Annotated in this window: 24 protein-coding genes; 19 read left to right on the top strand and 5 right to left on the bottom strand. The window is 51.5% G+C overall.

Translation table 11 applies throughout. The features are described from left to right. Window positions 1–110: 110 nt before the first annotated feature. On the bottom strand, window positions 111–989 hold the full coding sequence (locus G5B47_RS18745) for a glycosyltransferase family 2 protein (RefSeq protein ID WP_165101244.1): 879 nt from the start codon (window positions 987–989) through the stop codon (window positions 111–113). 247 nt (window positions 990–1,236) lie between these two features. Here G5B47_RS18745 and G5B47_RS18740 point away from each other — a divergent pair, with 247 nt between their 5' ends. Continuing rightward, window positions 1,237–2,232 (top strand): glycosyl hydrolase, encoded by a 996-nt coding sequence (locus G5B47_RS18740; protein ID WP_165101241.1) that lies wholly within the window; start codon window positions 1,237–1,239, stop codon window positions 2,230–2,232. Between the two features lie 57 nt (window positions 2,233–2,289). Here G5B47_RS18740 and G5B47_RS18735 read toward each other — a convergent pair whose 3' ends face one another. Beyond that, entirely contained in the window at window positions 2,290–3,090 is an 801-nt protein-coding gene (locus G5B47_RS18735; RefSeq protein ID WP_165101239.1) for a hypothetical protein, read from the bottom strand. 154 nt (window positions 3,091–3,244) lie between these two features. Between G5B47_RS18735 and G5B47_RS18730 the strand changes: the two genes are divergently transcribed. The 5 genes from G5B47_RS18730 (at window position 3,245) to G5B47_RS18710 (ending at window position 7,540) form a co-directional block, all read left to right on the top strand. Continuing rightward, on the top strand, window positions 3,245–3,478 hold the full coding sequence (locus G5B47_RS18730) for a hypothetical protein (protein WP_165101237.1): 234 nt from the start codon (window positions 3,245–3,247) through the stop codon (window positions 3,476–3,478). 153 nt (window positions 3,479–3,631) lie between these two features. Next, a complete protein-coding gene (locus tag G5B47_RS18725) occupies window positions 3,632–4,315 on the top strand; it encodes a DsbA family protein (RefSeq protein ID WP_165101234.1) in 684 nt (227 codons plus the stop codon). 843 nt (window positions 4,316–5,158) lie between these two features. Further along, complete coding sequence (locus tag G5B47_RS18720) at window positions 5,159–5,443, top strand: hypothetical protein (protein WP_165101231.1); 285 nt, start codon at window positions 5,159–5,161, stop codon at window positions 5,441–5,443. A gap of 179 nt (window positions 5,444–5,622) precedes the next feature. Continuing rightward, complete coding sequence (locus tag G5B47_RS18715; RefSeq protein WP_165101228.1) at window positions 5,623–7,098, top strand: glycosyl hydrolase; 1,476 nt, start codon at window positions 5,623–5,625, stop codon at window positions 7,096–7,098. Between the two features lie 85 nt (window positions 7,099–7,183). Continuing rightward, window positions 7,184–7,540 (top strand): YmaF family protein, encoded by a 357-nt coding sequence (locus G5B47_RS18710; protein ID WP_165101226.1) that lies wholly within the window; start codon window positions 7,184–7,186, stop codon window positions 7,538–7,540. 465 nt (window positions 7,541–8,005) lie between these two features. Here the strand turns inward: G5B47_RS18710 and G5B47_RS18705 are convergent, their stop codons facing one another. Then, complete coding sequence (locus tag G5B47_RS18705) at window positions 8,006–9,454, bottom strand: glycoside hydrolase family 32 protein (RefSeq protein WP_165101223.1); 1,449 nt, start codon at window positions 9,452–9,454, stop codon at window positions 8,006–8,008. A 252-nt stretch (window positions 9,455–9,706) separates the two neighbouring features. Here G5B47_RS18705 and G5B47_RS18700 point away from each other — a divergent pair, with 252 nt between their 5' ends. The 13 genes from G5B47_RS18700 (at window position 9,707) to G5B47_RS18640 (ending at window position 24,150) form a co-directional block, all read left to right on the top strand. Then, on the top strand, window positions 9,707–10,753 hold the full coding sequence (locus tag G5B47_RS18700; protein WP_165101220.1) for a LacI family DNA-binding transcriptional regulator: 1,047 nt from the start codon (window positions 9,707–9,709) through the stop codon (window positions 10,751–10,753). 22 nt (window positions 10,754–10,775) lie between these two features. Then, window positions 10,776–11,768: a carbohydrate kinase family protein gene (locus G5B47_RS18695; RefSeq protein WP_165101217.1), complete on the top strand. Its 993-nt coding sequence runs from the start codon at window positions 10,776–10,778 to the stop codon at window positions 11,766–11,768. 122 nt (window positions 11,769–11,890) lie between these two features. Continuing rightward, entirely contained in the window at window positions 11,891–12,394 is a 504-nt protein-coding gene (locus tag G5B47_RS18690; protein ID WP_165101214.1) for a PTS sugar transporter subunit IIA, read from the top strand. Window positions 12,395–13,071: 677 nt separating this feature from the next. Then, the gene (locus G5B47_RS18685) at window positions 13,072–14,025 is read left to right on the top strand and encodes an alpha/beta hydrolase (RefSeq protein ID WP_165101211.1); all 954 of its coding nucleotides are present in this window, start codon (window positions 13,072–13,074) and stop codon (window positions 14,023–14,025) included. A 476-nt stretch (window positions 14,026–14,501) separates the two neighbouring features. Beyond that, entirely contained in the window at window positions 14,502–16,025 is a 1,524-nt protein-coding gene (locus G5B47_RS18680) for an HD-GYP domain-containing protein (protein ID WP_165101209.1), read from the top strand. Between the two features lie 148 nt (window positions 16,026–16,173). Further along, window positions 16,174–16,551, top strand: a complete 378-nt coding sequence (locus tag G5B47_RS18675) for a NusG domain II-containing protein (RefSeq protein WP_165101206.1) — start codon at window positions 16,174–16,176, stop codon at window positions 16,549–16,551. Continuing rightward, on the top strand, window positions 16,535–17,086 hold the full coding sequence (locus tag G5B47_RS18670; protein WP_025332917.1) for a Gx transporter family protein: 552 nt from the start codon (window positions 16,535–16,537) through the stop codon (window positions 17,084–17,086). The genes G5B47_RS18675 and G5B47_RS18670 overlap by 17 nt, the downstream gene beginning before the upstream one ends. A 32-nt stretch (window positions 17,087–17,118) precedes the next feature. Further along, on the top strand, window positions 17,119–17,985 hold the full coding sequence (locus G5B47_RS18665; RefSeq protein ID WP_165101203.1) for an ATP-binding cassette domain-containing protein: 867 nt from the start codon (window positions 17,119–17,121) through the stop codon (window positions 17,983–17,985). Then, on the top strand, window positions 17,961–18,857 hold the full coding sequence (locus G5B47_RS18660) for an energy-coupling factor transporter ATPase (protein WP_165101200.1): 897 nt from the start codon (window positions 17,961–17,963) through the stop codon (window positions 18,855–18,857). Before G5B47_RS18665 ends, G5B47_RS18660 begins: the two co-directional genes overlap by 25 nt. Beyond that, the gene (locus tag G5B47_RS18655; protein WP_165101197.1) at window positions 18,850–19,641 is read left to right on the top strand and encodes an energy-coupling factor transporter transmembrane component T family protein; all 792 of its coding nucleotides are present in this window, start codon (window positions 18,850–18,852) and stop codon (window positions 19,639–19,641) included. Before G5B47_RS18660 ends, G5B47_RS18655 begins: the two co-directional genes overlap by 8 nt. 40 nt (window positions 19,642–19,681) lie before the next feature. Beyond that, window positions 19,682–21,619 (top strand): peptidase U32 family protein, encoded by a 1,938-nt coding sequence (locus G5B47_RS18650; protein WP_165101194.1) that lies wholly within the window; start codon window positions 19,682–19,684, stop codon window positions 21,617–21,619. 283 nt (window positions 21,620–21,902) lie between these two features. Beyond that, a complete protein-coding gene (locus tag G5B47_RS18645; protein WP_165101191.1) occupies window positions 21,903–23,213 on the top strand; it encodes an aspartate aminotransferase family protein in 1,311 nt (436 codons plus the stop codon). Between the two features lie 52 nt (window positions 23,214–23,265). Next, window positions 23,266–24,150 (top strand): UbiA-like polyprenyltransferase, encoded by an 885-nt coding sequence (locus G5B47_RS18640; RefSeq protein ID WP_165101188.1) that lies wholly within the window; start codon window positions 23,266–23,268, stop codon window positions 24,148–24,150. A gap of 108 nt (window positions 24,151–24,258) precedes the next feature. Here G5B47_RS18640 and G5B47_RS18635 read toward each other — a convergent pair whose 3' ends face one another. Then, complete coding sequence (locus G5B47_RS18635) at window positions 24,259–25,239, bottom strand: polyprenyl synthetase family protein (RefSeq protein ID WP_165101185.1); 981 nt, start codon at window positions 25,237–25,239, stop codon at window positions 24,259–24,261. A gap of 7 nt (window positions 25,240–25,246) precedes the next feature. Continuing rightward, window positions 25,247–25,708 carry a hypothetical protein gene (locus G5B47_RS18630; protein ID WP_165101183.1) on the bottom strand — a complete coding sequence of 154 codons (462 nt, stop codon included), beginning with the start codon at window positions 25,706–25,708 and terminating at the stop codon, window positions 25,247–25,249. Between the last annotated feature and the right edge of the window lie 99 nt (window positions 25,709–25,807).

Genomic DNA, 25,807 nt, shown 5'->3' with positions numbered 1-25,807 from the left:
CGGGATTTCGGAACTGCGCCTTTTTATATCAGCAATTGGAGAGAAGCCCTTCCTCTGTATGATCAAAACCCCGTTTGATTTGAAGTACACCATTCGTCTGGCGGTTTTTTTTAGTATGGAACTCTCGATATACATCTGGATAGAGCCATTGTTAAAAGTTCTTCGTTGAACACACGGGATTGTCTATTTTGCTCAATTAGCCAATTAGCAAAACCTGCTGCTGCTTGATACTCCTCATAATTTTCAGCATTAACCCGGAACTCAGCCAATTTAACCAATTGTGCGTATTCCTCATCCGATAATTGGATGCCCAGCCCAGAAAGTTGTCTCTGACGGATTCTCCGCGCCGAATCATCTTGTATGGCTCGGTGCGTATTGGACACTTGTCCCCCATGAAGTCGATAATACATTAAATTATGGGGGATATTTGCTAATTGCGCGCATGTGGAAAGCCGATTCCACAGTTCGTAATCTTCGGCGTGGGGATAGTTAGAATCATAACGAATATGAAGACGATTTACTGAACTACGGATCATCACGGAAGGGTGTAATATGCAGCAGTAAAATAATAGCCAGACTTTTATTTCTTCGTGATTCATAGGATTTAACTTGACGGGTCCAAGATAGTTAGTTGTGTATCCTGTTCCGCAAACATCTATGCTGCGATTCTGATCCATAAAATAAGCCTGCACCTCCAAGCGGTTTAGTGCAGCAATATCATCGCTGTCCATACGCGCGATGTACTGACCCCGAGCCAGATCAAGTCCTTGATTCAGAGAAGTTACAATACCCATATTCTCGGAGTGGAATATTTTCCTTACCCTTGTGTCTCTTATTTCATGTATGATTCCTGCTGATCCGTCAGTTGATCCGTCATCGATGATGATCAATTCCAGGTCGGTCAACGTTTGCAATAAGATTGAGTTAACTGCTTCCTGTAAATACAGTGCGTTATTGTAGACCGGCATAATTACAGATATTTTTGGCACCCGGCATTCCTCCTAAGTCCTTGTCTCTCATTAACAGGTTATGATGAGACACACTAATGCGCGATAGAAGAACAGAAAAAAGGCATATGGTCGGAGTGTATTTGTTGTCGGGAGCCAGGGCTGCTTCGACAATACCAACAAGAGAAGCCATTATTCTGCCTTTTTCGAGCAGCGCATTTTTTGGGAGGTCCTGCCGTTCCAACTTTCATCCGGTGTTCATACTCTATTAAAAAGGAGGTGACAAGCGATGGATGACAGAAAGATTCGAAGTCTGCCGGATTCGGCGACGAGTATGATCACAGATGGTGCCTTGCAGCGCGAATACAGTAATCTTTTGCTGAAAGAACCGGTAAATCCGAATATATCCCCGTCAGCCAGGGCGTTATTGTCGTATTTGTACCAATTGCAGGGCAAGGCGATTATTTCCGGGCAGCATGAATATCTGGAATCTCCGAACCAGTTCAGTCCGTACATTTTCAGCGTGACAGGCAAATACCCGAAGCTCAAAGGTGTGGAATTCGGCGCGATCAACGGCCAAAGCGACCAGACCACCTATAACCAGCGGGCCAATGTGGTCAATGCCTGCAAGGATTGGGTGCTGAATAAAGGCGGCATCATCACGGCTACCTACCATGCGACATTCCCCGGAACCGCCAACACTTGGGCCAATGTACAAGCCGACTGTACGCCTGAACAGTTTGAGCCCATCATCACGCCCGGTACGGATCTGTACAACGCGCTGATTGAGGATATCGATCAAGTTGCCGTGCATTTGAAAGCGCTTCGCGACGCGGATGTCCCGGTTCTCTGGCGTCCTTATCATGAAATGAACGGAACGTGGTTTTGGTGGGGCGGCCAGCCGAAGTTTAACAATCTGTGGGAGATCATGTACAGCCGGTACGTGAATGTTCCGGTCAGGATTACTTTGTTCGACACATTTGTTGATCGGCACTTGCGTTGCATCGTTATGCAAGTAGACCAGCAACTCAAACGTATAAAATTCTGCTCGAGCGAGAATAATTGGGACCGGATTGAGGGTGGAGGAGATTCATTCTGTAGATACATAAAAGTAAATAACATAACATCATGTAATAAGATACTAAATAAGCATGATTATCAGTTAATCCTCTCGAGTGCTGTCCAAATGAAACTAAATAACATAACTAAGGCCCCCCATAGCGCAAAGCCAAGTGAGGAGCCGTTTAGGTTGAACAGTTTACAAGACAAAAACTCTAATAAGTAAGTAAAAGATGTCCCTCGTAGACGATAGGGTAAGGTTCTATAATACACTCAAATAGAATTACCAAACGCGAGTATAGATGTCTCCAGCTAACATACCTGTTGCGAGTTTAACAGGTGAATACCCTGAAGTAGTTTCGCTTCCAACTAATTGCCCGTTAACATAACCTCTTAATGTACCTGTAGTTTTGTTGAAAAGGGGCATAAATCTAATTTCTCCTGATTTACCGCCGGGTACAGTTAAAGTATAAGTAGTAGTAATCGTAGCAGAAGAATTCCAAGTAAATGATGCGCCCAATTTAATAGCACTCTTTATAGCTTCCGTTGTTGCATTAGCCGAAAATGATTGACCTTCTGTTTTACTGAAACTGATAGAGGCACTACAACTAGTTGCTCCTGCAGCACAGGTCAAAGGATTGGTTACTGGATAACTGGCCATATAAATCTGTGCGGCAGAACCCTCAGTATAGTAGTACTCAGTAAGTACTGGTGTAGAAGCTATACTTGAAGATTTTTGGTTGTTATCTGAAGAATTCACAAGCGCAGAATTTAAAAGCAAAGCTTCATCCAATTTTGCCTTTTGAGTTGCAGCTTCTTGGCTTTCCTTTCTGTGTTTTTTAAAATCCTCAAAACTAAGTTTCTTAATGCCGCTATCAGTTATAGTGAACAAATCTGTAATAATTTCTCCAGTCTCTTCATCAAAATAATATTCTTTTTGATCTGCCTCTAAAGTCTCGGTTAGTTTGTTACTTTTGATATCATTTGTTCCCACGTTTACATCTTGTGCATTAGTTTGTTGAGGGAAAAATAGAACTAATGAAAGAGCAGATGTACATAAAGTAGCAGCATAAACTTTTTTCATAAACTTAACTCCTTCCAATATAAGGGTAAAATCTAATTATCATCCATATTACACCATTAAAATCCAGGTAGTCAATTGATATTTATGGGAAAAAACGTTAAAATTATTATGGAAGTAGTTTGAAATGGATATAATAATCTAAGGGGTGTTAGCTATGTCTAGACGTTTAACAGGAACTATTTTTGTATTTATTTCAGCTTTTTTACATGCAGTTCGTTATATTAGTGCAGCAATATTTGGTTCTAGTACGGTTTCCTGGAATAAGGAGATTTTCGAATCCTTATTAGCAAGCGTAGGAAATAAGTTGGAATTTGGGGCCAACTTATGTATGGTTATTGGAATAATATATTTGATATGGGCTGAGGTAGAAGGGAAGAAAAAAAAATAAACTTGTAAAAGAATATCTCGACAAGAACTAGATGTTCTTGTTTTTTCTTTGTTGGAATAATTTTTGTAAAAAGTGAATCCACGGGATTTTTTTAACAAACAAAAAATTCGATTATAGTAATAAAATAATAATTATACATAACGGGGTGAGAGTGTGAATAAAAAAATATTGTTATCTATTGTTATTTTAATTTTATGCTTAGGCATTACCTCTATTATTACAACTTTTATAGTTAAAAATCAGAGTTCTGATATAACCGATTTACCAACCTTGATGGATGCATCTGGAAAAATTGATTTGGAAGTTGGTGATTTTAATTTGTCATACCAACCTTATATAGGAGATTCCAATGCTCCTATAAAGGTGATAGAATTTGCAGATTTTAAATGTCCTGCTTGTCGAAACTGGGACAGGTTGTATTTTGATAGCTTTAAAGAAGAATTTATAGATACTGGTAAGGTTCAATTTTATTTTATTAATTTTCCTTTTTTAGGACCGGATTCAATTGAGGCTGCTGTTGCAGCGGAAGCGATGTATAATCAAGAACCAGGTAAGTTTTGGGAATTCAAAGAAAAACTATTTCAAAAACAAGGTGAGGAAAAAACTATTTGGGCAACCGAAAAATTTCTTCTTGATTTTGTAAAGGATAATATAAGCGGAGTTGACTACAATCTTTTTGAAAGTAACTTAAAGAATCGTAAGTATCTCTTTGATGTAAAGAAAGATTTTAAAATTTCTGCAGCAAATGGTATCTATGGGACTCCATCGTTTATTGTTAACGGAGAGAAGGTTGGTCCTGATAAGTTAGAAAATAAAGTGAATGAGCTAATAGACTAATATATCATTTCAAACATCACTCAGTCATAGTAATACAATATTCGTAATATTTGACATAGTAAACTGAGTTAAGAGAAAACCCGGAAATTCCGTTTTTTTCTCATTATATTAGACTGGCTAAACTGCGAATAGCCTTTTTAGTGCTTACTGAGTGTACGCTTCTATAACACCTCGGTTATGGCACCAATACAACGATTGATTCTGCGAAGGAATTTCACGCAAGTAGACAGACAGCTCCAATGGATAAACTCAGATGGTCGGAGGATGATCAGGATTGGATGTACATGTCGGAGACTATCGCATGCAACTTCACAAACAGGAAACCCCGGAGAAGAAGCTACGGGGTATTTTCGTATCAGAAATCAAACTCTTCCCATCCGGAAGGCAATGGCTCGTCCGGTACCGGCTCCAAGGATTCTGGATCGATTATAGCCAGTAGCGGCTCGCCAATATCGACCAGGACGCCGATCTGCAACGGCTGCCCTCGAAGATACCGATGGCAACAACTATGCCGGAGTGATCGTCGTAATCGCTTGGGAATCGGTGGTAATCAGGACGCGATGGCCCGGGGTTACCGGATTGATCAATCACATCAATTCGCGTGTGAAGGCTTCGCGGCGTTATAGATGAGATTGGCGGCTTCAAATAGGCGTTGCATGAAAATTCTTTAACCTCGACGAGAATTTAAGGTCCTTTTCAGGCTTGGGGTGTATATTGGATCTACCAAACACTCCCAGTGTTTTTTTAACATATTTCTTTTATGGTCTTGCCGACTCCCAAGGCAGGGCCAGTTTTTTTTGGAGGCCCTAGCCTGTCTAAAACATCATAAAGGAGTGCGGATAGATGGAGAAAACCTTATTTCTGAAAAAAGTGGAGGAAGCGTTGGATCAGCAAACTCTTCAAATGACCGAGTGGGCCTCACACGCCTTCTGGAAAGCGGGATTTACCACGGAGCATCTCCGTCAGCTGCTGCTTCACCCCCGGAAAATGACGGAAGATCAAGAAGACGGCTGCGAGGCCAGCTATATCATCTTCGGAGAAAAAACGAAAAAAGCCAAGGTATGTATTTCAGGAGGCCAAGTAATCTTAGTATGGCTGGAGTACAATAAGGTTCCTTTTATAATGTAACCTGGAGGCGGCACCCCTTGTGCATATGCGGTGAAGCTTGCTCGGCTATCCCTAACCCTGAAAGCCGAAGCAAGTGGCCTCGCAGGAAGGGGTCTCGCCTTATTTTTTTTTGGCCCCCTATCCTGCCGTTCCAACTTTCATCCGGTGTTCATACTCTATTAAAAAGGAGGTGACAAGCGATGGATGACAGAAAGATTCGAAGTTTGCCGGACTCGCCGACTAGAATGATCACAGATGGTACCCTGCAGCGCGAATACAGTAATCTTTTGCTGAAAGAACCCGTAAATCCGAATATATCCCCGTCAGCCAGAGCATTGCTGTCGTATTTGTACCAATTGCAGGGCAAGGCGATTATTTCCGGGCAGCATGAATATCTGGAATCTCCGAACCAGTTCAGTCCGTACATTTTCAGCGTGACAGGCAAATACCCGAAGCTCAAAGGTGTGGAATTCGGCGCGATCAACGGCCAAAGCGACCAGACCACCTATAACCAGCGGGCCAATGTGGTCAATGCCTGCAAGGATTGGGTGCTGAATAAAGGCGGCATCATCACGGCTACCTACCATGCGACATTCCCCGGAACCGCCAACACTTGGGCCAATGTACAAGCCGACTGTACGCCTGAACAGTTTGAGCCCATCATCACGCCCGGTACGGATCTGTACAACGCGCTGATTGAGGATATCGATCAAGTTGCCGTGCATTTGAAAGCGCTTCGCGACGCGAATGTTCCGGTTCTCTGGCGTCCGTATCATGAAATGAACGGAACGTGGTTTTGGTGGGGCGGCCAGCCGAAGTTTAACAATCTGTGGGAGATCATGTACAACCGGTACGTGAATGTTCATGGCCTTAACAACTTGCTGTGGGTCTGGAGTCCGAACGCGAACAACCAGTGGTGTCAGAACGCCGCCGATTTCTACGTGGGCCACAACCGCGCGGACGCGCTGGGCATGGATATATATAACAACGACTTCAGGGCTTGGCATCATCAGGAGCTGCTGCGGATCGGTGAAGGCAGGATCATCGCGATTACCGAGAACGGCCAGAATCCGGACCCGACCACACTTCGGCAGAAGCAATATATGTATTCGTGGTTCATGACCTGGGGCAGCTATGTAAAAGATGGAAGCCGCAACCCGGCGGATAAGCTGCAAGCGCTATATAATGATCCTTTCGTGCTGACCCTGGATGAACAATACCCGCCGGAAAATGCCGTGTACCCGCCCGATACATCCATTGGAAACGGTTTATGGGGAGATTATTACGTCGGGCCAAACTTTGAAAAGTACTATCTGGGCAAAACGGTGCCCACAATCGATTATAACTGGATGAAGGGAACGCCGGTGGGCAATTACAGTATGTCCATCAAGTGGGCAGGATACCTCCGCCCCAGATTTACCGAAGATTATACGCTGTACACGAAGGCCTCAGACGGCGTAAGGCTGTATCTGGACAACAGACTTCTTCTGGATGACTGGACGGTGCACAGCACGCAGGAGCATTCCGTTACCATCCGTCTGGAAGCTGGGAAATATTATTTTATCGAGCTGCATTATTTCAACGGAGGCGATCCCGAGGCTGCCGTAAGCCTCTCGTGGTCCAGCCCCAGCCAGCCGAAGGAAGTGATTCCGCAGTCGCAATTGTATACTGGGTAACTCCGGATAGCTGCCCAGTACTTATCTTAAGCTGCCTTAATACAATGGTGTGATGTTCCATACAGATTTAAGGAGGATGCTGGGATTGCAAAAGAAACGGCTGGCGGGAAAGAAGAGAACCGGATCTTCCAGACAAAGACATGTGCATGAATTTCAAGGCAGCACCAGGCTGGCGGAAGAAGGCGCAGACCGGCACAATCACCGGTTTGCCGGCGTTACAGGGCAAGCGATCCGTTCGGGAAACAGTCATGTCCATGAAATTAATCTGGAAAAAACGGATTTTCTGAATCATTTTCACAATCTGAAAAAGATCAGAACGGGACCGGCCATTCCGGTTGGAAACGGCAAGCACGTACACTTTGTAACCGGCCGGACGACGCTGAACGACGGTCATACCCACCGGTTTCATTTCGCGACCCTGATTGAATCGCCCCTTATTTGATGAACCTGTCTGTGTAAAAGAAAAAGATCGGCGGCGAGATGAAGCAAATGACCTCGCCGCCGCTTTTTTCATGCCCCTTGCACACATACATAAAACGCTTGTCCATTACAAAGCTTCTTGTTGTGACTTTAGCGAACTTGGCAAAATAAGAGCCTACTTTTGAAGTAGACTCTTATTTTGGGCGATTTGACTAGAAAGTTTTGAGGACAATGACCAAGAGGATATAAAGCACCAAGATTACAGTTGTAGAAGTGAACATTTTTCCATAGCCTTCGCTCATTACTTTTACCTCCTTTGGTTTTCTTAGACTAGTGTATGCATCGTTTTGAATCGTGTTAGTGTTATCGCCTAACCCGTGGTGGTTCCTTTTCCATTTTTCCGTCCGGGTAAGTTAGACAAACAGCCCGGCTCCCCGCTTTTGCGGGAGACCGGGCTTGTATAGGGCGATGACGTAAAGAGATGAGGCTATTGAATCAGCTTGACTGAGCCGCCCCGCAGCTGAACTTGGCCGCCGACCGAATAGAACGACAGGCGTTCGAGAGGTTTCTCCGGAAAGATCAGGCTGGTAATGGAGGACAGGCCGTCATTGGCAAAAACCTCGACCGAGGAAGCGTCAATGAGCACGCGGATATCCTTGAGCTGGCCCAGTTCCTCTGTCGTCTGCGGCAGCGGGAACATTGCCGAGAATCCGGTGTCCCCGGATTGCTCTCTCCGCAGAGAGAGGGTCCGCTCGCCGGCCGAGTAGGAGAGAACGGTCCGGTCGGTGCCGGTATGATGAATAACGATACCGAATTCCGCGGCTTCAAACCGCTCCAGATGAAGGCGTAAGTCGGCGCAGTCCGCCTCGGCTTTGAACTCGAACTCTTTCCCCGCGGACAGGAGAAGGTCGGGCAGAGCAACCGATTCTGTAAACTGGAGGTCCAGCTCTTTAACCGGGTGCTGGCGCAGCAGCGTCCGGCCTTCGGACGTCCGGAGCGACAAGGTGCGGGGAATGGTCATGGAGCCGCGCCATCCCGAGCTCGGAATCTGGTTCGCGTACCGCCAGTTGTTCATCCAGGCGACATAGATTCTTCTTCCGTCTTCCTTCGGAATATCCGAGAAGCTGACGCCCGCATAGTTGTCTTTGCCGTAGTCGAGCCACCGGATGTCGCTGTGCTCCGGCGTAAAGACGCTTCCGTCAAAGGAGCCGACAAAATACTGCGTGCGGGAGCCGTGCTCAAGCTCCACGTTGTCGCCGACGCTGACGAGCAGTACCCACTTGCGTTCATCAGTCCCCTCAATCGCAAGCTCGAACAAATCGGGGCACTCCCACACGCCTTCATGCGAACCGGCTCCGTCCCCAAACTCGCTCTCGAACGTCCAATCGATCAGGTTGGGAGAAGAATACAGGGAAATAGTCTGGCCCGTTGCCAGAGTCATAATCCATTTTGAATACGGCTTGGACCAGAAGACCTTCGGGTCGCGGAAATCCGGGTTGCTCGGATGCGTCAGAACGGGATTTCCTTCGTATTTGATCCAGGTTCTTCCGTTGTCATGGCTGTATGCCAGGCTTTGGCTTTGTACGGTAGGAGACGTTTCGCTGCCGCCCAAATGGCTGGTGAAAATGGCCACGATTCCCGGCTGCTCCGGGAAAAAGCCGGTGGTATTGTTCCAATCGACAACGGCGCTGCCGGAAAAGATCGTTCCGTTATCATCGGGGTAAAGGGCGATGTCGAGTTCTTCCCACGTTGTCAAATCCTTGCTGACGGCATGCCCCCAGTGCATCGGTCCCCAAACCGAAGAATAGGGATGGTACTGATAGAACAGGTGATACTCTCCATCGAAATAAACGAGTCCGTTCGGATCATTGATCCAATTTTGCTTGGGAGAAAAATGCAGTACGGGCCTTTGATTGGCTGTTTTTAAAATGCCCATGCGATCTACCGCCTTTACTTTTTTTGTTTAAATAACTCCAATTTCCGGCCTCAGATTTGCAAGTTGAACAGGCTCGGGATTTTACATTTGACAATATGATTAATTTACAATTTAACAAATATACTTTGAAAATGTCAATGAAAATGTAAAGGTGAAATTGTTCATTTGTAAATTATGCATTGAGAATAGCGCTGGAATGCTTTATATTAAATAATTAAGAAGGGTGCTATAAACAAAGGTGGAACAACATTCATGAGGAAACCGAAAGTTACCATTCAACACATCGCCGATTCTTTGGGAATATCCAGAAACACGGCATCCAAGGCGCTCAACGGTGTTGAAAGCATACCGGCAGAAACAAGGAACAAGGTGCTCAGGAAGGCGGCCGAGCTCAAGTATAAGCAATTCGCCTATATGGATATAGACACGGCGGGCCAGGTCCCCGAAAGTCAGGGAAATATCGCTCTTCTGACATCCAATCTTCCCAACAGCTCGCATTTTGGATCACAGCTGATCAGCGGACTGGAGAAAAGGATCAGCGCCGAGGGCTACACCTTGTCGATTTATTTTATCCGCGAGAACGAAATGGGCGGTTTGGCTCTTCCCGGCAACTTTGAAGCTTCCAATGTGGACGGCATCATTTGTATCGAGATGTTCAACAAGGAATACAGCGGGCTGGTTACCGGCCTTGGCATTCCGGCCATCTTTGTGGATTGCGCCGCCGATATTTTCCACCCGGAACTGAAGGCGGATCTGGTACTGATGGAAAATCAGCACAGCGCGTATTCCCTTACCCGGAAATTGATTGCACAGGGCTACCGGAGCTTCGGATTTGTAGGCGATTACAATCACTGCAAAAGCTTTAACGAGCGATGGGCTGGATTTAACAAAGCGTTGAACGACTCCGGAATCGAGCCGGACCCTTCTTACTGCATCGTGGAACCGGACCGGAACTTTTTTTTGGAAGGCGACTGGATGAAGCGGAAGCTGGACGCGATGAAGGAATGGCCCTCCGTCTTTATTTGCGCCAATGATTTCATTGCGATAAGCGTCATGAAGTCCCTGAAACACAAGGGGATCAAGGTGCCGGAAGAGGTTGCGGTATGCGGCTTTGACGATTCTTCGGAGTCGCGTGTCGTCGAGCCTCCCCTTACGACGGTGCATATTTACAGCAATCATATGGGCATTATTTCGGCCGAGATGTTATTATCAAGAATGAAAGATCCATCAAGGCCCTTCCAAGTCACTCATGTGGGCACGGATCTGGTATTCAGAGGCTCCACGCCCGCACTAAATTAAATCCTACATATGAGGTGATCAAATGAAGAATTATGGAACGGTACTTTGCGTTGGTGAGTTGTTAATCGATTTCTTCTGCACGGATGTGGACGTCAATCTTGTTGACGGACAGCATTTCTCGAAGCAGGCAGGCGGGGCTCCGGCCAATGTCAGCGCGGCGATCGCCAAGCTTGGAGGGAAGGCGTCCTTCCTGGGCAAGGTCGGAGACGATCCTTTCGGCAAGTTCCTGAAGCAGACGCTGGATCAGGAACGTGTCGACACTTCCATGCTATTGTTCGAGCAGGGAACGCCGACAACGCTGGCTTTTGTTTCGCTGCAGGGCAACGGGGAGCGCGACTTTGTGTTCAACCGCGGCGCGGACAGACTGGTGACTCCGGAGGATCTCGACAAAGAGCAGATCAAACAGGCATCCATCGTTCATTTTGGCTCCGCAACGGCATTATTGAATGATCCTTTCAAACAGACTTATCTGGATTTGATGGATGAAGCGAAGGAGAACGGGCAATTTATCTCCTTTGACCCGAACTACCGGGGCGACCTTTGGAAAGGCAGAGAAGAGGAGTTTATCAGCCTCTCCAAGGAAGGCATTCAGAAAGCCGATTTCGTTAAACTGAGCGAGGATGAATTGAAAATCGTAAGCGGCGAGTCTGACCGTAAGTCTGCGCTGGATATTTTGCATGGCTGGGGAGCCAAGACGATAGCCGTTACCCTTGGAAAAGAGGGAACACTGATTTCGACCGGCGCCACCAGAACCCTGATCGACAGCATTAAGGTAAAATCCATCGACTCCACCGGGGCGGGAGACGCTTTTATCGGAGCGGTTCTGTTCCAGATCAGCGGGCTTGAGCAGCCGAAGGAATTCGCTCAAGATTTTGAGCAGCTTCAGAAATTTGTGACGCTTGCCAACCGTGTCGGAGCGATCGTCTGCACCAAAGTCGGCGCAATCGCGGCACTGCCTACGCTGGAAGAGGTTGAGCGCTTTGCTTCGCAAGCCGACTCGACGATTGAAGTATAAGCTTTGATAATAACGCGGTTCTCCAGTGGTTGGGGGGCCGCTTTTTTTTTACCAAATGAACTATGAAGCGAACCTATTTTCCGGGTAAACTCTTCTTAAGACAGAACTCGGGAGGCTGTGACATGTTTGGATTCACAAGAAAAAAGAAAGACGCCTCGATCATCGGACTAATGGCCCCGCTAAAGGGAAAGCTGCTGCCGCTGAAGGACGTGCCGGACCTTGCATTTTCAGACGGCTCGATGGGGGGCGGAGGTGCTATTCTGCCCTCGGAAGGATTGGTAACGGCGCCATGTCCGGGGACGGTGGCCCATGTTATGGAGAAGAGCAAGCACGCCCTGCTGCTTGAGCATGAAGCGGGATTTCAGATATTGATTCACGTCGGCATCGAAACCGTATCGTTAAAGGGTGAAGGCTTCTTTCCCCGCGTGGCCGCCGGCGATAAAGTGAAGACCGGGCAGCCGCTGCTTGAGTTCGATCTGGAGACGATTGTAAGGGCGGGGCTGTCGCCGGTTACCCCGATTATTATACCTGGCGGTCAGGATCGGGTCGAAAGCGTAGAATTCAACGGGGATTCGGCCTTCTGGAAGAAGGAGCCTTTTATCCGGGTTTTGCTGAAGAACGGGTAAAAAAATACAGCTTCAAAGGGAAATTTAAGGTATTTTTCAGCTTTTGGTCAGGTTATTTTCAGGTTCGGGGTGTATATTGAATTTACCAAACACCCCCCAGTGTTTTGTGAATATACTTTTACGGCCCTGCCGACTCCCACGGCAGGGCCGGTTTTTTTTAAAAACCGGATTTTTTTCGAAAAAAACAATAAAATTTTTAAACATAAAGGCTTATTGTGATTAAATTCACAACGTTATGCATCAAGTTGATTTATATTAAATTCAGGAATTAAAAATTTAAAATATTGATTTGGGAATGAGGAATGAATAATGAGAACAGAAGGAAACTTCCGTCGCGGATTGGCTTATGGCGTTATGTTCAGTGTTCCTTTGTGGATGTCCCTGATCGGCTGGCTGCATGTGCTGTAACTAACGGTTTTCGAATTGGCGAAAATTAAAAATAGAGGCCGATCGCGAAGGGCTGCCCGGGGAATGACGGCGGCTTTTTTTGCGTGAAAAAAAGCTAAGGCTTAAAGGCGCAGCGACGCCTCGCTAAAGGCCGCCTCATCGCCCGATTATATGCAAGGCCCGGGATCATGCTATACTGCTCACGTAGCTTTAGAAAAACGGAAAAATTTGGGGCCGCGCCTGAAAATGGTGTTTACGAAGAATCCTTGGGGAAGGCCGGGTGAACTTTTATGCTGTGGATGCTGATTACGATTGCTGTAGTTCTCGTTTGCGCCGCCGGCGTAACCTATGCCGGGCTATATTTTTACAAGGTGGCGGTTATGCGCGCCCCGAAAGTATTCATGAGCAATAATCCAGATCTGAGGAGCGATCCGCCTGTGGCGGGGGCCTCCTGGGGAGAAGGGCAGCAGTGGATAGCCGGCCAGACCATCCGGAATATAGAGCTGGTATCGGACGACGGCTTGAAGCTGCGGGGATACTGGATTGCTTCGGACCGCGCGGAAGGGCGGACCGCGATTGTGGCCCACGGCTATTCGGGCAAGGGAAAGGACATGGGGGCGTACGCCAAAATATATCACGACGTGCTCGGCTTCAATGTTCTCATTCCCGACGCCAGAGGGCATGGGGAAAGCGAAGGCGGTTATATCGGCTTTGGCTGGCATGAGCGGCGCGATTATGTGCGCTGGATTCAGCGTGTCATCGAGGAGACGGGGCCGGAGGCGCAGATCGTGCTGCACGGCGTATCGATGGGCGGAGCGACGGTGCTGATGACCTCCGGGGAGGAGCTGCCGCCGCAGGTCAAGGCCATCGTCGCGGACTGCGCCTACACCTCGGTCGCCGCCGAGCTGTCTTACCAGCTGCGGAGGATGTACCGGCTGCCGAGCTTTCCCTTTCTGCAGAGCGCGAGCCTGGTGTCGCGCATCAAGGCCGGATATTCCTTCCGCGAAGCCTCCGCGCTGCGGCAGGTGCGAAGCGCGAAGGTGCCGATTTTATTTATCCACGGGGACGCCGACACCTTCGTTCCTTTTTACATGTTGGACGAGCTGTATGAGGCCTGCGGCAGTCCCAAGGAACGACTGGCGATGAAAGGCGCCGGGCACGGAACGTCCTACGACAAGGATAAGGCGGAGTATATCCGCCGGGTTGCCGGCTTTATCGGCCAATATACACAGGCATCGCCGTAAAAATGGACGCGCCCGGTATCCGCAAACAGCGGTTACCGGGCGCTTGTATGTTGACGGGAACGCCGAGTGTCCGTAAGGGGCAGCGGCGCTTCCCGTGCAGTATATTTAATCCTCCCGCCGTTCGTGAGCAACGGGCTTCTTACTCCTCGTTTATTTCCAGCAGCCGTATGGCGATAGTAGATTCTGCATCCAAAACGACAAAAGCCCTACCTCTCTTTTGCCCTTGCGGCTCCAATGACCGCGCCAGTGTGAGTCGGAAAATAACAGGTTGAATATCGTCTCATAAATAAGGAAGAGTCGCATAAGAAAATGTAAAATTTTCAATAAAAGAAACCGATAAACACAGTAAGTTGCTCCTGTGCCATCCTTTTTTAGCGAATTTTTCATATAGGGAAAATCAAATATTACTATAGTTTAATGCATTGTATACTGAAATGCAAGCGGCATAGTGAGAAAAAAAGGAAAATGGAGGAGACATGAATATATATAAATCTTTCTTAAACAAGCAGATCCTCCATTATTTATTGGGTTCCGGGGTAGCCGTCATAGCGGGAGGCGGCCTGCTGATGGGCTCCACGCTTGAAATCGGCTGGGACGAGTACGGCCGGCTGATCCTTAATCTATGCTTTTCGTTTGTCATTATGGTATTGGCCGAACTGTGGCAGTTCAACAAACATATTGAGCCCATCCGCCACGCTTTTGCCGAAAAGGAACCTTCGCTTGATACGCTGAGGAGCGCCTATTTGCGGACGCACCGGCTGCCGATGCTGGCGGTCAAGCGTATTTTCGGTCCTCACATGCTTGGTCTGTCGGTTCCGTCGAGCCTTGCTGCAGCCTGGATGATTCATTCGGGACTGCTCCATCTTCCTTATTCCTATATTGTCTTTGGTATATTCGGAGCGGTATTAATTACGAGCATGCACGCGCTGATCGAATTCTTTCTGACCGAAGCGTCCATTCCCGTTCTGCTGCGGCACTTTCGGGAGGAGGCGCTGGCAAGGCATGAGTTCGATTTCTCGCTGGAAGAGCACAGCCATGTATCCATCGGCCCCAAATTTCTGATCAGCTGTTCGCTGATTGGAACCTTTCCGCTTTTTTTATTCAGCGTGATGACTCAGGTGCGGCTGGGCAGTCTCAGCGGTACGTCGATGCGCACCTATTGGGCGTGGGCGGGCCTGGTCGTTCTGCTCGGCATACTTTTTTCCATGATTGCGGCTCTTCTCCTTACGAGGAGCGTTCAGCGGCCTATCCAGCAGTTGTACGCGGCGATGAATGAAGTCAAGGACGGCAGCCTGCTGCAGATGCAGAACCATTATTCGGATGAGTTCTCCCGGCTGGTGGCGGGATTCAACATGATGACCAAGGGCCTTGAGGTCCGGGAGCGCCAGAACCGGCAGATGCTGGACAGCCTGTTCACAACGCTTGCGGTGGCGCTGGACGCCAGAGACTCGTACACAGCCGGTCATTCGGTTCGCGTGGCGGAATATTCCGTCATTATCGGGAGGCTCGCAGGGATGCGGGGACAGGAGCTGGACAACCTCCACAAAAGCGCTCTGCTGCATGACATCGGAAAAATTGGTGTGCAGGACAGCGTGCTGTTCAAGGAAGGGAAGCTTACGGACGAGGAGTTCGACCAGATTAAGAGCCATCCCGTGCTGGGCGTGAATATTCTGGGCCAGATTGAGCCGCAGGAGAAAATTGCACCCTACCTCGGCGGCGTGCGCTCGCATCATGAACGCTATGACGGAAAAGGGTACCCTGACGGTCTGAGTGGTGAAGGTATCCCGCTGTTTGGCCGGATTATTGCGGTTGCCGACGCGTATGATGCGATGACCTCGGACCGTCCTTACCGCAAAGGCATGGCCCATGAGCAGGCGCTGGGCATATTGGAGAAGGGAAGAGGGACCCAGTGGGACCCGGAGCTTGCAGCGTTATTTCTGTCCTATTTCGGTAAAATTTGCGGCTCGATAGGCGCGGGTTATCCAGAAAAAACCGGATAGCCCTTTTTTCTTGGACGATAAATATATATTTTGTGAAGTCCGCCCGAAATCGGGCAACCAAACTTTCGCTTTCATTGAAGGATTTAGAGCAGACCGTTATAATTAATAAGTCTGGTTATTATTTAATTAAAAAATAAGGGAGAATTTTATGAAACGCGCAGACGTGCTGCTCGTTGCCGTCGTATTGATCGCTGCGCTCGCTTTTCTTGTTCCCCGTTATTTCGGTAACGATGCCAAGGAGAATGAGCTGGTAGCCAATATTACGGTGGACGGCAAGCATTACCGTACCGTAAAGCTGACCAAAGAAGAACAGACCATTGATATCCGGACGGAACGCGGCTATAACATCCTTAAAGTCCATGATTACGGCATAGAGATGTATGATGCGGATTGCCCTGACAAGGTATGTCTGGGGTTCGGATTTATTTCCCGGCCCAAACAGACGATTGTCTGTTTGCCGCACAGGGTTCTGGTGGAAATCGCTAATCAGACGGGGGAGGACGAAATAGATGGGGTTGTCAGGTAGCGAATCGACCCAGGCGCTGAAGAAGACGGTCATTATCGCGATTTTTTCCGCGGTGGCCGTCGTGCTGGGTATCGTGGAAGCTCAAATTCCTTTATCGGCGATGGGGCTGATGCCGGGGGCGAAGCTGGGCTTTGCCAACATTATGATATTGACCTGCATTTATTTCTTGCGCGGACGGGACGCCTTTATGCTTGTTATCCTGAAAACGCTTCTCACTGCTTTTATTCTGGGTACGTTCTCCAGCCTGCTGTTCAGCTTGTTCGGCTCGCTCCTCAGCTTTGCGGTCATGTTCCTTTTAATGAAGGGAGGACGCAACCGGCTGAGTCTGATCGGGGTCAGCATTGCGGGCAGCATCGCCCATAATATCGGACAGTTGGCGGCAGCGTCGATCGTCATGGGCACCTCCAGTATTCTGTATTACTTGCCGATCCTGCTCGTGACCGGAATTGTCACCGGCATCGCGGTCGGCTATGCGGTCCGCTATCTGGTGTCCTCATTGTCCAAAATATCGCTGTTCGAGGAATTTTTGCGCTAAGCGCCGTCGCAGCCGCAGGGAGGGTGAACAACATGAAGGAATTGGACGGAAAGTGCCATTCCGCAGGGCATGTCACTGACGCCATCGTGCTGGAGGACGTGTCGTTCGGCTATGATCCGGCGCAGCCGATTCTGCACGGCCTCTCGCTGAGCATCCCGCAGGGGCAATGGGTGAGCCTGGTGGGTGAGAGCGGCTCGGGCAAGTCGACGCTGGCGAAGCTGCTGAATGCGCTGCTCCCCAAAAGCGCCGGGGAAATTACCGTGTGCGGCGAGAGGCTGAGCGAAGACACCATCTTAAATATCCGCCGGAAAATCGGCATGGTCTTCCAGAACCCGGATAACCAGTTCGTCGGGGAAACGGTCGAGGAGGATATTCTGTTTGGTCTGGAAGGCCTCTGTTTGTCCCGGGAGGAGATGGACCGCCGCCTGCGGCTCTATGCCGGCAAGCTCGGGATTACCGGGCTGCTGGCCAAGCACCCCGGGGAGCTGTCCGGAGGACAGAAGCAGCGGGTAGCGATTGTCTCCATTCTGGCAATGGAGCCGGGCGTCGTCATCTTTGACGAGGCCTCTTCCATGTTGGACGAAGAGAGCCGGAACGGGCTGCTGGACATTTTGCGGGACATGCATGCCGAAGGCTACACCATTCTGATGATTACGCATGACGCCGATGAAATCATGGCCTCGCAGCGTGTGCTCGCGCTGTGCGGGGGCGGGCTGGCGGGGGATATGACGCCGGCCGAGCTGTTTAGCAGCCCGGGGCTGCTGGAAGCGTGCCGCCTGCATGCGCCGTACGCCTGGGAGCTCAGCCGCGAGCTTGAGGCCCGGGGGATTACGATCGGCGTACCCGCCAGTGAAAAGGAGCTAATCGAAACACTATGGCCATTCAACTCCAGCAAGTAAGCTATACGTATTCGCAGCAGAGTCTGTGGCGGCAGGCGGCGCTGCATGGGATCGATTGCGAGTTTCCCCAAGGGACGATGGTCGGCATCGCCGGAGCCACCGGGTCCGGCAAATCAACGCTGCTTCAGCTGTTCAACGGGATTCTAAAGCCGACAGAGGGAACGGTGTCGGTTCTTGATATTACGCTCCGGGCTGGAGAAAAGCCGCCCAAGCTGCTGCCGCTCAGGCGGCGCGTCGGGCTGGTCTTCCAATTCCCGGAGCAGCAGATGTTCGCCGAGACGGTGGAGAAGGATCTGTGCTTCGGTCCGCTCAACTTCGGCATGAGCCCGGATGAGGCGCGGGAGCGCGCGCGTCAGGCAATGCTCGATATGGGGCTGGACCTTGCGCTGCTGGAACGCAATCCGTTTCGCCTGAGCGGCGGGCAAATGCGCAAGGCGGCCATCGCCTCGGTGCTGGCGGCCGACCCCGAGATTATCGTGCTGGACGAGCCGACGGCCTCGCTGGACCCGGTCAGCCGCAGGGAGCTGATCGGGCTGCTCACGCGCCTCTGCCGGGAGCGCGGGCGGACGGTGATTATCGTCACGCACCGGATGGACGAGCTGCTGCCCCATGCCGACCGCTGGATCATGCTGGACCAGGGCCGGACCGCCTTTCAGGGCAGCATCCGGGAGCTGGCGGCGGACCCGTCTTTGCTGACGCGCTGTGGGCTGGCGGTGCCGGACTCGCTGCGCTACTGGCGGGCGGTTGCCGACCGGCTGGGCCTTGAGGGCGAAGAGCCGCGGCTGACGCCGGAAGGCTTGGCCGAGCTAATTGCGTCGCGGCGAAGCGGCAATTCCGGCCGGGCTGGCGGACAGGGGGCCGGCTATGAATGAGCGTTTGCTGCTCGGCAGAAGCATTGAGACCGGCTCCTGGGTCCATAAGCTGGACCCCCGATCGAAACTCGTCGGCATGCTGCTGTACTCCGCCGCCATTTTGCTGTCCCGGTCCTGGCCGGCCATAGCGCTGATCGCGGCGATCTCGGTGGCGGTGGCGGCGTCCACCCGGATTCCGCTCAAATATTATGTGCTGGCGGCCAAGCCGCTTCGATATTTAATGCTGTTTATTCTTATCGTCCAGCTGCTGACGGTTAAGGAAGGAGCGGTCCTGGTGACCATCGGCTCCTTCTCCCTTTACGAGGAGGGCCTGAGGCTTGGCGCGTTCGCGGCGATCCGCACGTTTCTGCTGGTCGCCTTTACCGCGCTGCTGACCTTTACAACCACGCCGGCAAGGCTGAACCAGGGCCTTGAAGGGATCTTGTCGCCGCTCCGGTTTATCGGGCTTTCACCGGCCCGCTTTACGCTGATGATCAGCCTCGCCCTGCGGTTCATTCCGACGATTCTGGACGAGGCGGAAATTGTGCTGAAGGCGCAGGCTTCGCGCGGAGCCGATTTAAGCGAGCTGCCGCTTAAGGAGAAAGGGCGGATGCTGGTGACGCTGCTTGTTCCGGTCATTGCCGGAGCGTTCCGGCGGGCTCAGGATCTGGTCTATTCCATGGAAGCCCGCGGCTTCCGGATGGATGCCCCCCGTTCGCGGTATCACCGCTTGAAATGGGGCCGGGCGGATTCTTTTTTTATCGCTATATTTATTCTGGCAGGCCTTGCTGCCGCTATCCTGTAACTGGAACGTCACCGGGGGAGTCACATAAGGAGGAACACGAATGACGCGTTATTTTAATGGGAGAGAAATTGAATTGCTGGCTCCGGCCGGCACCTTTGACATTTTTAAAGAGGTTGTGAAGTCCCGCTGCGATGCGGTCTATCTTGGCGGCCCCGTGCTGAATATGAGAATGATGCGAAAGGGCTACAATCTATCTCTGGAGGAGATTGCACAGGCGCTCGACATCGCCCACGGCCTTGGTAAAAAGGTGTACATTACCGTCAACAACCTGTTCAGCGAAGAGGAGATAGAGGAAGCCCGCGAATATCTCACTTATCTGGAGAGTGTCCAGCCGGACGCGCTGATTGTGCAGGATATGGCGGTACCGGAGCTGATCCGGGAAATGGGACTTACGCTGCCCATCCATGCTTCGGTTATGATGAATGTACATAATCTGGAGATGATCCACGCGCTGCGCGAGCTTGGTGTAAGCCGCGTCGTCACCTCGCGGGAGATGGACCTGCAGACGGCGAAGCTGCTGGGATCAGCAAGCGGAATGGAGCTGGAGTATTTCGTCCACGGCGATATGTGCTCCGTCCACGGCGCGAACTGCTATTACAGCTCCCATGTGTTCGGGATGAGCAGCAACCGGGGCAAATGCATGAAGCCGTGCCGCTGGGATTACCGGATTAAAAAAGACGGCTACATCTTCCCTGCGGAATATCCGCTTGCGGTTAAGGATATGTTCATGTACGAGAATCTGCCGGAGCTGATCGAATCGGGAATTACCTCGTTCAAAATCGAAGGCCGCATGCGCGACAAGGATTTCATGGTGATGCTTGTCAACAGCTACGGCGAGGCGATCGACCGGTATATCGACGATCCTGTCGGGTTTGACCGCACGGTGGATTCGAAGCTGCTGTACAATAACCGCAAGCGTGATTTCTCCACCGCTTACGCCTTCGGCAAGCCGGGACTCCGGAACATTAACCGGCGGTTTGAAGGGACCGGCAAGTTCTACAGCACAGGCAAGGTGTTCAGCACGCCGACCGCGGAGCGCGAACTGTCCGAAGAGCGCGTGGAGCAGCTGCGGGAACGGCTGGCGGCGGAGGGGAACCAAGACCGCGCGCGGACGAACCCCGAGCTGGCGGTACGCGTCAACAACATGGCGCAGGCCAAGGCCGCCCTGGAAGCAGGGGTGGAGCATCTGTATCTGTCCGGCGATGTCTTCGAGCCCGACCGTCCGTTCACCAAGCGTGACGTAATGGAGCTGGGCTCGATCAAAGGGAAGACGAAGCTGATTCTGGGACTGCCTCGAATGATGACGGAGCTGCATTTTGACCAATACGACCAGCTGCTCATTCATGGGGAACGTCTCCCGATCGACGGTCTGCTCGTTACGAATCTTGGCGCCATCCGCCGCTATAACGGAACCGGTTATCCGCTGATCGGAGACGCCAGCCTCAACATTTACAACACGCTTTCCGCCGGGCTGTACGCAGGGCTTGGACTTAAGCGGATCAGTGTATCGCCCGAGATGACGCTGGAGCATTTCGCTGCTTTTGCCTCCCGCTCCGACCTGCCGCTGGAAATGGTGGTGCACGGTTCGCCGGCGCTGATGTATTTGGAACATGATTTATATGAAAATACCGAAGTGATGGAGCCGATCGGCGAGGAAGACAACCGTTATGTAAGCAATGATGTGCTTGTCTTGATGACCGATAAAGGGGAAAATCCGGTGTACCGCGACCAGCATGGACGCTGCCATCTGCTGTTCTCCAAAGAGCTGTGCTATTTGCCGGTGCTCAGTGAGCTGTATGCGGCAGGCATCTCCTGCTTCCGCATCGAGGGCGCGACCTATACGCCGGAGCAGCTGAGCGCAATCCTGAATGCCTATCGGAACGCCATAAGCGGCATTTCCGGTACCGGAGAAGAAGCGGCAGAGAGCCTGGAGCCTGTCTATGCGGGCTATACGCTCGGATCGCTGCAATTCAATTAAATTTTAAATATATATAAGCTGAACTTAAGATTTTCTCATCAGATATCAGTCGTAACTACGAGGAACGTTTGGACTTCCGGCCGCTGTTGTCTTCAGATTTCTCGATTTAACCCGCTCTTCGCGGATGAAATCCGAAGACAAAGGCGATCGCTATCGCTCCTACAGTTCCAAACTTCCCCTTCGTTACTCCTTACCCTGATGTCATTTTTTAAAGTTCATCGTATATAGTATCGTAGAAGAAAGACGGGCGGACGAAACTCTCAGAAAAGGGGGACTAGAAGGCATGAACGAGAAGGAAATCATCGGGAGAGAGGCCGTCGCGGCCAAGCGTAAGCAATATTTTTATCCTTGTACACAGCACTTTTACCGGAATTCGCCGCAGCTTGTGCGCGGATCAATGCAGCATGTATATGACGAGAACGGGAAAAAATACACCGATTTCTTCGCCGGGGTGTCGGTGGTCGCCTGCGGCCACTGCAATCCGGCGATTACGGAGCGGACCATTCACCAGCTGCAGCAGCTGCAGCATACGACGACCATCTATCTGACCCAGCCGAACGTCGATCTGGCGGAGCGGCTGGAGAAGGTGCTTCCCGGCGAGCTTAGACGCACGTTCTTCGTGAACAGCGGCTCCGAGGCCAACGAGGGAGCGATGCTGCTGGCACGGCTTCATACCGGCCGTAAAGGATTTATTGCGCTGGAGAGCGGGCTGCACGGCCGGACCAATCTGACAATGAGCGTAACAGGGCTGTCCATGTGGCGGACCGATAAATATCTGGACGAGGATGTCACCTTTATCCGGCGTCCCTATGACCCGGAGCTGACGCCAGCGCAGGCGGCGGAGCGGTCTCTTGAGGATTTGAAAAAAGTGCTTGAAGAGAAGGGAGATACGATTGCCGCCATGATCGCCGAGCCGATTCAGGGCAACGGCGGGATGATCCTGCCGGAGCTATCGTACTTCCGCTCGGTCAAGACGCTGCTTGATCAGTACGGCGTCCTGCTGATTGCCGACGAGATTCAGACCGGCTTCGGGCGCACGGGCGCTATGTTCGCCATGGAGCATTTCGGCGTAGTGCCGGACATCATCACGATGGCGAAGGCGCTCGGCAACGGCGTGCCGGTGGCGGCCTTTGCGACCAACGACGACATCGCCCGTTCCCTGAACACGCCGTCCGCCTCGACGTTTGGCGGTAATCCGGTATCGGCGGCCACGGCGCTGGCCGTGCTCGACTACATCGAGGCGGAGCGGCTTCCCGAGCGGGCGGAGCGGCTGGGCGCGAAGCTGAGGGAAGGGCTTCTGGACCTTCAGCGCAGTTATCCGGGCACAATCGCCGATGTGCGGGGAGCGGGCCTTATGCTGGGCGCCGAGCTGCGCGCCGGCGGAGCGGCGGAAAACGCGGCCTTGACGGATGAAGTGCTCGAAGAAATGAAAGACCGGGGATATTTGATCGGCAAGAACGGAGTGGGCCGAAATGTCCTGGCCTTCCAGCCGCCGCTCGTTATCACCGAAGAAGATATCGGCGGGCTGCTTCAGGCGCTGGCCGGGACGCTGGCCCGCATTCTGGCCGGAGCGGCGCCTTCGGCGGACGTGTAATCAGGCCGGTCTTTGGAAGCTACAAGAGAGAAGAGAATGGGGAAGAAACGCTATGGTCATCATTAACGCCTGCAAACAAGCGGCGCATAAACTCAAATTGTTCGGCGAACTGGTCATGTTCTCGCATACGCTGTTCTCGCTGCCTTTTGCCATCATATCCATGGTGTGGGCCGCCGGCGGCTGGCCTTCCGGCCGAATCATGCTGTGGGGGCTGATCGCTCTGATCGGCGCCCGCAACGGCGCCAACGCGTTCAACCGTCTCGTCGACCGCACCTTTGACAGCCAGAATCCCCGAACGGCGCACCGGCATCTTCCCCAGCGCCTGCTGGCGGAGAAGGAAGTGGCCGTGTTCGTTGCCGTCAACTACGCGATTTTTATATTCGCTTCGGGAATGCTGAATCTGCTGTGCCTGATCCTGTCGCCCGTGGCGATCGTTCTGATTTCCACTTATTCTTATACGAAGCGGTTCACCTATCTCAGTCATTTGTATCTGGGCTTTGTGATTGCTTCCGCCCCGATCGGCGCGTGGTTTGCGGTAACCGGGCAAATCGCCTTTACGCCTTTTGTCATCGGCACGGTCGTTATGCTCTGGATCGCCGGCTTCGATATTATTTACGGCACCCAGGACATCGATTTCGACCGCCGGGCCGGACTGTGGTCCATTCCCAGCTACTTCGGGCTAAAAAATGCGCTGCGCATTGCGAAGGCGCTGCATTTTATCATGATTATGCTGCTGCTCTTCCTGTATGTGTGGCGCGGACTTGGCTGGATATATCTCGTCGGCATCGGCATCGCAACCCTGCTTCTGATGACAGAGCACAACATCATCAAGCCGTCGAACCGGCAGCTTATGAAGGTCGCCTCTTACAATTTGAATCAGGTGATCAGCATGGTCATTTTGGCTTGTTCGCTGGTTGATTTCTTTTATGTAAGCTGAGCTTATCTATACGTTCCGGCACTCTAATGTAGGAAAAAGAATACGAAAAAGGCGGATACTCCCGTGATGGAGTATCCGCCTTTTTCATGGTAAAGAATTAAAAATGGGTCAGCGGTCTCTGCCCGCAAAGAACGCAATCAGCGTCTCCAGATCGGCGTGCGCCGGATAGGAGGACAGCCGCTTCGCGATGGCCGCCGCCTGTTCCAGATAACGGCGGCTCATTTCTTCCGTGCGGGCAAGCGCGCCGCTGCCGGAGATGGCCGCCAGAGCGTCCCGGGCGTCGGCATCCGAAGAGCCGGGGCCGATGCGGCGGATGCGCGCTGCAAGCGCCGGGTCCTGCAGCGCGTAGATTACGGGCAGGGTGACCTGTCCGTGGCGCAGATCGCTGCCGGCAGGCTTGCCGAGCGTCTCGGACGATTGGGTGAAGTCCAGCAGATCATCCTGGATCTGAAAGGCGATGCCGAGCGCCTCGCCGAACGCGTACAGCGCCTCGGCCGTCTCTTCCGTGCTCTCGGCTGACAGAGCTCCCACACGGAGGCAGGTCGCCATCAGAAGAGCCGTTTTGTTGAGTGATTTATCCAGGTACTGCTCAAGCGTAAGATCATAGTCGTAGGCATGCTCCATCTGCTGGTATTCCCCAATGCACAACTGGGCGGTGGCTATGGCCGACAGATCATGCACATAATGGGTCTTATCCCCGGCATGCTTACTTAATAGTTCGATAACCCTTGCAGACATATAATTGCCGATATGGACGGCTGAGAGTACCCCCGTCTGCGTATGCAGGGCGGGACGTCCGCGCCGCAGCTTGGCATCATCGATAATATCGTCATGAACAAGCGAGGCGGCATGGATGAACTCGGCAGCCGCGGCCAGCTGGAGCGTGCGGCGTCTCTGTCCCTTCCGGCCAAAGCGGCTGCCGACAATGACCATAAGCGGGCGAAGCCGTTTGCCTCCGGAATTGACAAGCTCCAGAACGCCTTTGGCCAGCGCCGAGCCTCCGGGCACATCCTTGTCGCGCGTTACCAGCCGTTCGATTTCAAGGTTAACTTCCGCAATGTCGATATTCAAGGCTTCATGCAGCTTCATGTTGGCGCTATCCCACCTGTTCTATCGCTTTTTCCGAACGACGCTTTTTTTTAAATTCGGCATTCAGGAATTGTCCGATTAGTGCTGTGAGGTCCAGCTCGGTGTAGTCTCCATTAGCTCTTCTGACTTGCTGCTGTTTAATATAAGGAGCCAGAAAGACGACGAAATCCAGCTCGCGGTGCTTTATGGCGAACTGAAGGTAAAAGCTGTATAAATAATCTCCATCAAGCACATTACGGATCAAATCGGGATGATCCTCAGCGCATTCCATGTGCCGGCGGGCAGCCAGCACAAGAATGATGTACATGCCCATGAAGTGCATTTTGCGGCTGTATTCCAGGTTATAGCTGTCCATTACCGAGAGCAGACCATCGCCTTCCGCCGGAGAGAAAGGAAGCTGAATTCCGGCGATGGGCGACAATTCAGCCTGAAGCAGCCGAAGAGTATCTCCAATGAGTTGTCTGTTCACAAGATTCTCTCCTTCTTGTCGGTTTTGCGGAAGCAGTCAAACGCCTGGATCATCCTTACAAAACCTCTCTTAAATAAGGAGAGTAATGTGCCTAAAGGA

The sequence above is a fragment of the Paenibacillus apii genome (assembly GCF_011043685.1).
Classification (GTDB): domain Bacteria; phylum Bacillota; class Bacilli; order Paenibacillales; family Paenibacillaceae; genus Paenibacillus_AQ; species Paenibacillus_AQ sabinae.
This window is presented reverse-complemented; position numbering and strand designations above follow the sequence as displayed.

Bases quoted from the DNA above. Each gene is read 5' to 3' on its own strand.
- G5B47_RS18730 (WP_165101237.1), top strand. From the start codon at position 3,245: ATGTCTAGACGTTTAACAGGAACTATTTTTGTATTTATTTCAGCTTTT.
- G5B47_RS18675 (WP_165101206.1), top strand. From the start codon at position 16,174: ATGAAACGCGCAGACGTGCTGCTCGTTGCCGTCGTATTGATCGCTGCG.
- G5B47_RS18670 (WP_025332917.1), top strand. From the start codon at position 16,535: ATGGGGTTGTCAGGTAGCGAATCGACCCAGGCGCTGAAGAAGACGGTC.
- G5B47_RS18635 (WP_165101185.1), bottom strand. From the start codon at position 25,239: ATGAAGCTGCATGAAGCCTTGAATATCGACATTGCGGAAGTTAACCTT.
- G5B47_RS18640 (WP_165101188.1), top strand. From the start codon at position 23,266: ATGGTCATCATTAACGCCTGCAAACAAGCGGCGCATAAACTCAAATTG.
- G5B47_RS18665 (WP_165101203.1), top strand. From the start codon at position 17,119: ATGAAGGAATTGGACGGAAAGTGCCATTCCGCAGGGCATGTCACTGAC.
- G5B47_RS18740 (WP_165101241.1), top strand. From the start codon at position 1,237: ATGGATGACAGAAAGATTCGAAGTCTGCCGGATTCGGCGACGAGTATG.
- G5B47_RS18735 (WP_165101239.1), bottom strand. From the start codon at position 3,090: ATGAAAAAAGTTTATGCTGCTACTTTATGTACATCTGCTCTTTCATTA.
- G5B47_RS18715 (WP_165101228.1), top strand. From the start codon at position 5,623: ATGGATGACAGAAAGATTCGAAGTTTGCCGGACTCGCCGACTAGAATG.
- G5B47_RS18680 (WP_165101209.1), top strand. From the start codon at position 14,502: ATGAATATATATAAATCTTTCTTAAACAAGCAGATCCTCCATTATTTA.
- G5B47_RS18645 (WP_165101191.1), top strand. From the start codon at position 21,903: ATGAACGAGAAGGAAATCATCGGGAGAGAGGCCGTCGCGGCCAAGCGT.
- G5B47_RS18695 (WP_165101217.1), top strand. From the start codon at position 10,776: ATGAAGAATTATGGAACGGTACTTTGCGTTGGTGAGTTGTTAATCGAT.
- G5B47_RS18700 (WP_165101220.1), top strand. From the start codon at position 9,707: ATGAGGAAACCGAAAGTTACCATTCAACACATCGCCGATTCTTTGGGA.
- G5B47_RS18685 (WP_165101211.1), top strand. From the start codon at position 13,072: ATGCTGTGGATGCTGATTACGATTGCTGTAGTTCTCGTTTGCGCCGCC.
- G5B47_RS18705 (WP_165101223.1), bottom strand. From the start codon at position 9,454: ATGGGCATTTTAAAAACAGCCAATCAAAGGCCCGTACTGCATTTTTCT.
- G5B47_RS18655 (WP_165101197.1), top strand. From the start codon at position 18,850: ATGAATGAGCGTTTGCTGCTCGGCAGAAGCATTGAGACCGGCTCCTGG.
- G5B47_RS18660 (WP_165101200.1), top strand. From the start codon at position 17,961: ATGGCCATTCAACTCCAGCAAGTAAGCTATACGTATTCGCAGCAGAGT.
- G5B47_RS18650 (WP_165101194.1), top strand. From the start codon at position 19,682: ATGACGCGTTATTTTAATGGGAGAGAAATTGAATTGCTGGCTCCGGCC.
- G5B47_RS18720 (WP_165101231.1), top strand. From the start codon at position 5,159: ATGGAGAAAACCTTATTTCTGAAAAAAGTGGAGGAAGCGTTGGATCAG.
- G5B47_RS18690 (WP_165101214.1), top strand. From the start codon at position 11,891: ATGTTTGGATTCACAAGAAAAAAGAAAGACGCCTCGATCATCGGACTA.